Origin of the sequence: Pseudomonas brassicae (assembly GCF_010671725.1) — a bacterium.
Taxonomy (GTDB): Bacteria; Pseudomonadota; Gammaproteobacteria; order Pseudomonadales; family Pseudomonadaceae; genus Aquipseudomonas; species Aquipseudomonas brassicae.
The window spans coordinates 1-7,243 of the sequence record NZ_JAAHBU010000092.1 but is presented as its reverse complement, the minus strand read 5'-3'; the positions used below and the strand labels follow the sequence as shown (position 1 = coordinate 7,243).

4 protein-coding genes and 1 pseudogene are annotated in these 7,243 nt (G+C 64.2%); 1 reads left to right on the top strand and 4 read right to left on the bottom strand.

Annotated elements, in window-relative coordinates:
- From G3436_RS07700 to G3436_RS07690, 3 genes are all read right to left on the bottom strand, one after another.
- Nucleotides 1–1,763: TonB-dependent siderophore receptor (locus tag G3436_RS07700; RefSeq protein ID WP_163943188.1), on the bottom strand; the 1,763-nt coding region annotated here is incomplete at its 3' end.
- A 103-nt stretch (nucleotides 1,764–1,866) separates the two neighbouring features.
- A complete protein-coding gene (locus G3436_RS07695) occupies nucleotides 1,867–2,814 on the bottom strand; it encodes a FecR domain-containing protein (protein WP_163943186.1) in 948 nt (315 codons plus the stop codon).
- Between the two features lies 1 nt (nucleotide 2,815).
- Nucleotides 2,816–3,316, bottom strand: coding sequence for a sigma-70 family RNA polymerase sigma factor (locus G3436_RS07690; RefSeq protein WP_163943183.1), 501 nt, complete (start codon nucleotides 3,314–3,316; stop codon nucleotides 2,816–2,818).
- A 140-nt stretch (nucleotides 3,317–3,456) separates the two neighbouring features.
- Here G3436_RS07690 and G3436_RS07685 point away from each other — a divergent pair.
- Nucleotides 3,457–4,466 (top strand): annotated as a pseudogene (locus G3436_RS07685) (zinc-dependent alcohol dehydrogenase family protein).
- A 62-nt stretch (nucleotides 4,467–4,528) separates the two neighbouring features.
- Here the strand turns inward: G3436_RS07685 and G3436_RS07680 are convergent.
- Nucleotides 4,529–6,640 carry an autotransporter family protein gene (locus tag G3436_RS07680; protein ID WP_338001217.1) on the bottom strand — a complete coding sequence of 704 codons (2,112 nt, stop codon included), beginning with the start codon at nucleotides 6,638–6,640 and terminating at the stop codon, nucleotides 4,529–4,531.
- Nucleotides 6,641–7,243: the final 603 nt, after the last annotated feature.

Here is a 7,243-nt window from a genome sequence, read left to right as displayed (position 1 = left end):
TAGACCACGCCGGCATACGGGGTGACCACGCCGTGCTGCTGATAGCTGGCCTTGCTGTCGGCGAAGATCGTCGGGTTCAACCCGTCGTAGTCGTAGGTGTCGTCGTACTTGAAGGTGCTGACCCGCGTGCCGAGGATCACCGACAGCGCATCGGTGGGGCGCAGGCGGGTGGCGATGTAGGCACCGTTCTGGCTTTTGTTCTGCTCGTACTTGCCGTTTTTCGGGAAGTCCGGCACCCCGATGTCGCCCTTCCAGTCGTAGATGCTGCCCGGTACCAGGGTGAATTGGCTGGTGTCCCAGGTGGCGCCGGTCTGGCGCGAGTGGGCGACGTTGTAGCCGACCACCAGGTCATGCTGGCGACCGAACAGGCTGAAGGGGCCCGACAGGTTGATGTCGGCGGTGTTCTGTACGCGGTGGCCTTCCCAGCGGCCCCAGTAGAAGAACATGCCTTCGCCGGTGGCGCGGTCGGGGTTGCCGCCACTGGCTGACGCCAGGCGCGTGTCGTGGTCGCTTTGCAGTTGGTTGACGCTGAGCTTGAGGCTCCAGTCGTTGGCCAGGGCTTGCTCCAGCGAAGCAAAGTAGGTGCGGTTCTGAAAGTCGCGACGGCTCCAGTCTGCGCCCGGGTTGAACCTGCTCGGGAAGTCGGTGCGGCCACCGTCGGAGAAGTGCACCGGGTTGCCGGTCCAGGACGAGCCGCGCGGTGTGGTGGTCTGCTGGTCCATGCCGACGGTCAGCAGGGTGTCGGGGGTGATGTCGGCTTCGAGGATGCCGTAGTACACCTCTTTCTTCTGCTGGTAGTGGTCCTGGTAGCCCTTGGTGTCCTGCTGCGCGCCGACGAAGCGGCCGCGCAGGCTGGCGCTGTCGTTCAGCGGGCCTGAAACGTCGCCTTCGCCGCGGTAGTTGTCCCAGCTGCCGGCACTGCCGGTAACCGAGGCCTGGAACTGCGCGGTGGGTTTTTTGCGGATCAGGTTGACGGTGGCGGACGGGTCGCCAGAGCCTGTCATCAGGCCGGTTGCGCCCTTGAGCACTTCGACGCGGTCGTAGATGGCCATGTCGACATGTGCGGTGCCTTCGCCGTACACGCCGTCATAGATGGTGTTGACCCCGTCGTACTGGAAGTTGGTGATCGCCAGGCCACGGCTGGAGAACTCGGTGCGGTCGCTGTCATAGGCCTGTGCGGACACGCCTGGGGTGTTGCGCAGCACGTCGGTGATGTTCTGGGCGCCCTGATCGTCCATCTGCTGACGCGTGACCACGGTGACCGATTGCGGCGTTTCGCGGATCGACAACGGCAGTTTGGTCGCTGTGCGGGTGGCAGCGGTGGTGTACGAACCGGTGTTCTCGGTGGTCTCGCCCAGGGTGTTGCTGTTGATGCTGGTGGCGCCCAGTTCTACTGCGCCACCGCTACTGGCCGGCACCAGCACATAACCGCCGTTGGACTGGCGCTGAGCCTGCAGGCCGCTGCCGGCGAGCAGACGCCCCAGGCCTTCCTCGATGCTGTAGTTGCCCTGCAGGCCAGCCGATTGCCGGCCCTGGGTCTGCCGGGCATCGAACGACAGGGTGATGTTGGCGCGTGTGGCGAACAGGCTCAGCGCGGTGCCCAGCGGCCCCGGTGCGATCTGGAACTGGGTGCTGGCGCTTTGCGCCATCGCCTGTGCCGGCATCAGCGCCAGCAGCGGCAAAGGTGCCAGACTCAAGCCGAACAGGGCCAGGTGGACGGCACGGACCAGAGGGCGATGGGTTCGCGGGCAAGGGGTGGGCATGCAGGTTTTCCTTCGATTGGCTGGGCAGAATCGCGCCTGATAATTGCGCTTTAACTGCGTAGCCGAATGAGAATGAAAATCGGCAACCCGTGAGTGAGATTTTTCAAACAGGTTCGATACTGACCCAGTAGCGCGTGAGGTAGCGCACCTTGACCGGCAATGACGCGCCGAGGTTTTGCAGGATGGTGTCGGTGTCATCGATACGGAAGGCGCCCGACAGGCGCAGCTCGGCGATGCCGTCGGCGCAGCGCAGCACGCCGGGCCGATAGCGTCGCAGCTCGCGGATGAAGTCGGCCAGGCGCCATTCGATCACGGTCAGCATGCCCTGGGTCCAGGCTCCGGTACCGGGCGCTGCGCTGCGCGCTGTGCCGAGCTGGCGGCTGTCGAAGCTCACGCTCTGCCCGCTGTCCAGGCGCAACAGCTGCAGCGGCTGGTCGGCGGGGCGGATCTCTACCGCATGCTCCAGCACGCTCACGCGGCTTACGCCGTGCTCGCTGCGCACACTGAAGCGGGTCCCCAGCGCGCGGATGCGCCCTTCGCGGGTCTCGATCATGAACGGTCGCCCGGCGGGGTCGAACGCTGTCTGCACCATGATCTCGCCGCTGTAGAGCTTGAGCAGGCGCTGGGAGTCGTCAAAGGCAACGTCCAGTGCGGTATCGGTATTGAGCTGCAACTGAGTGCCATCGCCCAGGGCGAGCTGGCGTCGTTGGCCCTTGTCAGTGCGCAGCTCGGCCATCCAGGCCTGGCCTGGCGCACTCTGGCGCACGGCCCAGCCAGTGACGCCCACCCCCATCAGCACGGCCAGGGTCTTGAGTACAGCACGGCGCCGTGCACGCACGCCGGCCAGTGTGGGCAGGGCGACGTCGGCCGGCAGGCGGCCGAGCTGGCGCTGCAGTTTTTCCACGCGGGCCCAGGCCTGGGCATGCGCCTGGCTCTTGCCCAGCCAGTCTTGCCAGGCCTGCACCTGTGCCTCGCTGGGTGGAGCGGCGTTGAGGGTGACGTACCAGCTGGCCGCGGCCTCGAGGGTGGAGTAATCCAGCGCCTGGGCCATCTCAGTCCTCCGTCAGCAGCAGGCAATGGGTCATGGCGCGGATCAGGTGCTTCTTCACCGTGGTGACCGAAACGTCCAGGCGTTCGGCGGTGGCGACGTAACTCAGGCCCTCGAGCTGCACGGCGAGGAAGATCTGCCGGGTGCGCTCGCCCATGCCGTCGAGCAGGGTATCCACGGCCACCAGGGTTTCGAGGATCAGCAGGCGTGCTTCGGGCGACTCGGCAACCCGCTCCGGTCGCGTGGCCAACGCTGCCAGGTAGGCCTGCTCCAGCGCCTTGCGCCGGAATTTGTCGACCATCAGCGCATGGGCGATGGCGCCCAGGTAACTGCGCGGCTCGCGAATGGTCTGCGCATTGCGTGCGGTCAGTACCCGGATAAACGTGTCCTGGGCGAGGTCCGCGGCATCGCTGGCATTGCCCAGGCGCGCACGCAGCCAGTTCTTCAACCAGCCGTTGTGTTCGCTGTACAGCGCGTGCAGGGCAGCGTGATCGGGTGCGGGCATGGGAAGGCGATGTCGAGTAATTGATAATAAGTCGCATTATTGTGGTTTGCAGGTGGATTGTGCAAGTGCTCGTGCTTGACCTGTGACGGCCTTGGGCAAAGACTGGTCGGCCCTTTACCGACATGAGCGAGGCGCTTCCCATGAGCCACAAGGCCATTTACGTTCAACCAGGCGGTGGTTACCACAACGTGCAGGTTGGCACCTGTGAAGCGGCGGCCCCGCAAGCCGGCGAGATCAGCGTTCGCCTGCGCGCCAACTCACTCAACTACCATGATTTTGCCGTGGTCAGTGGTATGTGGGGGCCGAGTGCGCCGCGGATTCCGATGGCCGATGGCGCTGGCGAGGTGGTCGCGGTAGGCGCTGGTGTGACCGAGTTTGCGGTCGGCGATGCGGTGGTGAGTACGTTTTTCCCGGACTGGCTGGACGGCGAGCCGCTGGTCGAAGGTTTTGCCACGGTGCCGGGTGACGGCATCGACGGTTATGCCCGTGAGCAGGTCACGGCGCGTGCCACCTCGTTCACCCGCGCGCCCAAGGGCTGGAGTCACGCCGAAGCGGCAACCCTGACCACTGCCGCCTGACCGCGTGGCGCGCGTTGATGGCTGACGACGCGCTCAAGCCGGGTGATACGGTACTGGTGCAGGGCACTGGCGGGGTCTCGATCTTTGCCTTGCAGTTCGCCAAGCTGGCGGGTGCCACGGTGATTGCCACGTCGTCCAGCGATGCCAAGCTCGAACGCCTGAAGGCGCTGGGCGCCGACCACCTGATCAACTACCGCAGCACGCCGGCCTGGGGTGAGAAAGTGCGTGCGCTGACCGGTAACCGCGGCGTGGATCACGTGATCGAGGTGGGCGGCCCGGCCACGCTGGAGCAGTCGATGATTGCAGCGCGCATCGGTGGGCATGTGTCACTGATCGGCATCCTTACCGGGGTGGCTGGCGAGCTGCCGCTGGTCCAGGCACTGGTGCGCCAGTTGCGCCTGCAGGGCGTGTTGGTGGGCAGCCGTGTGCAGCAACAGGCGCTGGTGCGCGCGATCGACGCCAACGGCTTGCGCCCGGTCATCGACCGGCATTTCCCGCTGGAGCAGATCGCACAGGCCTTCCAGTATCAGGAAAGCAACCAGCATTTCGGCAAGATCGTGCTGGATATCTGAGGCATGCCTGAAACAACAAAGCCCGCATTGGCGGGCTTTGTTGTTTCAGGCGGAGGCCGTGGTCAGAAGTCGTAACGCACGTTCGCGGTGAAGGTGTCGGCATCGAAGCCGCTGCTGGTCAGGTAGTTGTACGCACCGCCGACGCTCCAGGCACCTACGCGGTAGGTCGCACCCAGGCCCAGCTCGTAACTGTCACGTGCCGGTGTCGCGCCTTTGCTGGTGAACGGGGTACCGCCGAGCACGAAGGTGGAGGTGGCACCGGCCTTGTCGCCGATGAAGTCGTGCCAGGCCATCAGCTTGGCTTCAGGCTCCAGGCTGCCGACCCCTACGTCGAAGGCCGCCGCCAGGCGTGCGCCCAGGCCCATCTCGCCGATTTCATAGCGCTGGCTGCCGACATTGAGCGCTGCCGAGCTGCCTTTCTCACGGTACGAATCCATCGATACGTTGGCGTAGCGCGCACCGATCTGCGGTTCCAGTACCAGTTGCTTGTCGAGCTGGAAGGTGTAGCCGGCCAGCGCGTTGACGCCGAAGATTTCACTGTCGTAGTCGGCCTTGGCGCGGGTACCGGCGATGTAGCGCTTGGACTCGTTGTCGTTCCAGCCGTACATCAGCGAGGCATCGACGAAGACGTTGTCATGCGTCCAGTTGCCGTACAGGGTCAATGCATGGCCGCTGACATCCGTCTTGTTACCCAGGTCGGATTTGACGTTGCTGGTCAGGTAGCTGTACGCCAGGCCCACCGTGGTGTCGGGGTTGAGCTTGCCGTCGGCACCCACCGCGATCCCGTTGGTGTTGGCGTCGTAGCCGTCGATACCGTGGCGGCGATCCTGCTCGGCGTCGCTGGACAGCGCTTGTAGCCATACGCCCTGATCGGCCAGGCCATCACCCGAAGCCAGGCCGCTGCGTGCGTTGCTGGCGCGGCGGGTAATGGCATTGCCCACCAGGGTCTGGCTGTTGGTGGCGGCGTTGATCGCCCCGCGGCTGACATCCGGGGTCAGGGTTTCGGCAAGCTTGGCCAGTTCTTTGCTGGTGGACGCGTTGGCGAAGGACTGGAACACCGGGTCGCTTTCGTCGAGCTGGCCGATGACCGCGTTCTTGAACGGCTTGATGGCACTCACGGCATTGCGCGAGGCATGCGCGCCGAGCAGATCCTGCGTGATCATCCCATCACTGCGGGCAGCGACCAGCGCCTTGACGTTCTTGCCGTCGATGCCGAAATCCTTCACCTCGAGCAGTGCCGAGGAGGACACCACGGACAGGTTCTGCGGCTCTTCCCAGGTGCTCGAGTTGAGCAGGGTATAGCGGGTGCCCTGCGCCGAGGTGCGGAAGTCGTCGGAGCGGGCCTGCAATTCGACCTGGCTACCTTTGGCGAAGTAGGTATTGCCGGTGACTTTCAGGATCGGCGTATTGGGCTGGGTGTTGTTGTCCAGCAGCAGGCGCAGGCGCGCCGTGTCGCTGTCCAGGTCGAGGTTGCCGATGATCGTGGTCTGCGGGCGCAGCAGGGTCAGGCGGCCGCCGTCGATATCGACGAAACCGGCGCGGATGGTCGAGCCGTCGAAGTTCGCATCGCCTCTCACCAATACGCCGCTCAGGCCCAGCAGGTCGCCTTTGACCTTGCCCCCTTGCCAGTAGAAGAACGACGGCGCGGTATTCTTGTCTGCCAGAATCGCGGCGCTGCCGCCTTCGATCAGCCCGCCAGTCTGGCGGATGCTGAAGATATCGGAGCCGGCAGAGCTGTGTAAGCCGCGAAAGTGGATACCCACGCCCTCGGCGGAAATGGTCCCGCTGTTGTTGATGTCGCTCTTGAGCGGCGCGCCGGACACCTGGCCGGTAAAGCGCGCGTTCTCGATCTCGATACCCGCAGAGCGGGCGCCGCGGGCGGTGATGGTGCCGGTGTTGTTGATGCGCGACTGGGTCGAGGTAATCATCATGCCATTGGCATTTTGGCCGGTAACGGCGATGGTGCCGTGGTTGTTCACTTCGCCAGTGATGGTCGCCTCGTACAGGTCCAGACCCGCAGCGCCGTTGCCGGTGACGCGGATCTCGCCCTGGTTGACCAGGTCGCCAGCGACGGTGGAGTTGAGCGTCACGTCGATGCCGGAAGGGAAGTCGTTGGGGTTTGCAGCGGTCAGGTTGATCGTGCCTTGGTTGAGCAGATTGCCGGACAGCTCCACGTCGTCCAGCGTGATCCCGTCGTTTTGCGATGTCCCGGTGAACGTGGCGTTGTTGAAACTGTTGCCCGGGCTAGTGAATGGGCCGGTGCTCAGGTCATGGTTCAGGTCGGGCGCGGGGGCGCGTGCGCGGTGGCAGTGGCGGCGGCAACGGACAGCGCCAACAACGAGCGGCGCAGGTGGGAGATGTTCAAGGCAGTATCCTTCCAGAGGCACAAACCGACGGGGGACAACCGGCGCGTCAGCGTCTGGATCAGGCATCCCTGCCGGCTTGTCAGTTAAGTGCTGAGTCAAGCGTCGGCGACTGTACAGGATGGTTGTAGGACAATTAACCACATAATGATCAACGGTGAAGTGAAAGCGAAAAAATGTGAAGTTGTCAGGCGTTTGTGAATATTTGGCGGAATTTTGTCGAAAGTCCGATGTCTTCTGGGGTCGACTTCACGGTGTGCCAGGCGAGGAAGGGGCGTGCCAGCGTTGTAAACAAGCCGTTCGAGTACGCGCGAGGGGCGGAATTTCAGGCACAAAAAAAAAGACGTCCGAGGACGTCTTTTTTTTTTGTGGATTTGGTGGACCGGGGTCGTTTGAACTGGATTGTCGCCACCG